Here is a 2013-nt window from a genome sequence, read left to right on the forward strand (position 1 = left end):
TTTTATTAATAAGCTATTTTAATCAATATGTGTTTAGAGTTTGCAGTCTCTCTCATTATTATGCCCAACGTTCCCGCAGTATGCTGTCGTGGCAGTTTCTTTCCGATAGGATAGGAACTGTCAGGACGAAATAGCCCGACTACGAATGTTGTAATATTTTATTTAAAAGTACTGCCATGCAGTATGACTGCGTGTTGCCTGCAGTATTTTTATTCAAAATATGGTTCAAATTTTATTCGCGTCAAAAGACTATCCTTAAAGTAAAAACGAATTACATTGGTATTTTCCAAGTTGCCAACGTCTAGAGTATCATTGTCAATATTTTTAATATTAAATTTTCGAGCTAACTCTATTTTTGATAATCCCGTCTTTATTCCATTATTTATTTCAATTAGAGAATCTGTAATATCAAATAACATTAAAAAGTCGCCGTTAGAAGATGATCTGTAAAACTCCATTAAATTTTTTTCATTGGTATACATGTAAATAGTGTCAACTATTGTCTGATCATATTTATTAATAACTGGCACTTTCGTACAACTAAAGAAATCTTCATACAAGCTATTGATACTCTTTATATCAAGTTCAATTTGAAATGCATTATAATCATCACATTGATAATATGGGATATTGCTGGTACTGTCAGTAAGTTTTGTTTTAAATACAACTAAACTATTTCCAGATGTTGTATTGACTGGATTAGTATCTTTTTTAATTAACTCAGTTTTTAGCGTAAATGTTTCTTTTGAGTTATTCTCCGCATTTTGTGAATTCTTAGTCTTACAACATACTATCAATGTCAAAATAAAAAAGATAAGAATATATTTTTTCATATGTATATTCATTTACTTCAATATTGCAGGCAACGTTCCCGCGGTATGGTGTCGTGGCAGTTTCTGTCCGAAAGGATAGGAACTGTCAGGACGAAAGGCGCTTGCAGCGAACGTTGAATTATTTGGTTTTAAAAGTACTGCCATGCACTATACCGTGTGTTAGGGGGTGTAGTTTTTTAATATTTTTCTATCTTAAATTGATATAAAAGAAATACATTAGTTGTATATGGATTATCCATAATTCTTTTTTGCATAAAATTTAGCTGATCGGCATCACGGTATATATAATAATTAATAAAAACCTTAGACTTCACATTTTTATCATTTTTTATTGCAGGTAACCATTTGAGATTCAATTTATTTAAACTTTTTATAACTGCAGCGTCCAGTTCCGGATTTATAGCTTTTTCGATAACGACTGAATCCATGTCGCCATCTTCATTGATGATTAATGATGCAAGAATAAAATTGTTATTTATTCCCATTAAGTCAAAAAAATCAGGTGTGAATTTAAGGCCCGCTTGTTTTTTAAGTTCAAACATACCATCTAAACATATCGCTGGTCTCTCAACTTTTGATAGTATATATTCTCCATTCACATCTTCAATTATAAATTCATTAATCAAATTTAAATAGGGTGATTTATAAGTTATTTCTAAATTGTCATAATCAAATTTAAAATAGGGTTGATTAGAAGGACCGTAAAAGGACCAAACTCCTGTTCTAGTTCCATTTTTATATTTTCCCCAAACGATTGTATCTTTAGTATCCCTATCAAGTTTAACATATTGACCGTTGTATTCTTTAGTTAATTTGTCAATTTCAAAATACTCAGTGTCAAAATAATTGCGTACTCGTTTAATTTTCTGTTTATCTTTTCCGTAGCAAAATGAAAAAGTAATCAACAGTAAAATAATACCAATTTGAATCCTCATAGTTTTTTAGGTATTTTAGTTTTCATAAAAAGTCTCCAAGTCTTAAGTCACTATACCCCCTAACGTTCCCGCGGTATGGTGTCGTGCGGTTGACTGTCCCATGAAGTGGAGACTGTCAAGCCGTAAAGACGGCATACGGGATAAGGTTTTACAAGTTATAAAAAACCGCATGCACTATGACCGCGTGTTGTACCTCGTTTTTATTCACAGCTAAAATTCTCAATCAATTCATCAAGAATTATATC

At 31.3% G+C, this 2013-nt stretch carries 2 protein-coding genes; both read right to left on the reverse strand.

From position 1 onward, the window contains the following. Positions 1-209: 209 nt before the first annotated feature. Positions 210-833 (reverse strand): hypothetical protein, encoded by a 624-nt coding sequence (locus ACE1ET_RS20375; protein WP_375730270.1) that lies wholly within the window; start codon positions 831-833, stop codon positions 210-212. A gap of 176 nt (positions 834-1009) precedes the next feature. Further along, positions 1010-1768, reverse strand: coding sequence for an energy transducer TonB (locus tag ACE1ET_RS20380; RefSeq protein WP_375730271.1), 759 nt, complete (start codon positions 1766-1768; stop codon positions 1010-1012). Between the last annotated feature and the right edge of the window lie 245 nt (positions 1769-2013).

The sequence above is a fragment of the Quyinboa mangrovi genome (genome assembly GCF_042219825.1).
Taxonomy (GTDB): domain Bacteria; phylum Bacteroidota; class Bacteroidia; order Bacteroidales; family UBA5342; genus JBHJHP01.

Bases quoted from the DNA above. Each gene is read 5' to 3' on its own strand.
- ACE1ET_RS20375 (WP_375730270.1), bottom strand. From the start codon at position 833: ATGAAAAAATATATTCTTATCTTTTTTATTTTGACATTGATAGTATGT.
- ACE1ET_RS20380 (WP_375730271.1), bottom strand. From the start codon at position 1,768: ATGAGGATTCAAATTGGTATTATTTTACTGTTGATTACTTTTTCATTT.